At 35.1% G+C, this 251-nt stretch carries 1 protein-coding gene; it reads left to right on the top strand.

The window, feature by feature from the left end; genetic code table 11:
* Nucleotides 1-251, top strand: a 251-nt coding sequence (locus SB765_RS32090; RefSeq protein WP_410932822.1) for a hypothetical protein, incomplete at both ends; no start/stop codon positions are given.

A 251-nucleotide genomic window follows, 5' to 3' on the forward strand; every position in this document is an offset into this window, starting at 1 on the left:
GTTGCATTATGGTTTGGTGAAGTGAAATTTAGAGCAACTTTGGCAAGCTGTGCAAAATCAGCAATTGAGGGACTTGATAAAGCATTCTCTGACGCTTACTTAGTCGATAATATTCTGGCTATGGATAACCACCGCAACAACTTTTCAGTTAAGGGAAGTAAAATTGAAAAAATACTACATTCTTGGAGAGAGAATCCTAAGATTAATATTATTGATGAAGTAATTAAGCATGACATGAAGTTAATCTACCC

It is taken from the genome of Pseudomonas sp. SIMBA_067 (assembly GCF_046534675.1).
Taxonomy (GTDB): Bacteria; Pseudomonadota; Gammaproteobacteria; order Pseudomonadales; family Pseudomonadaceae; genus Aquipseudomonas; species Aquipseudomonas putida.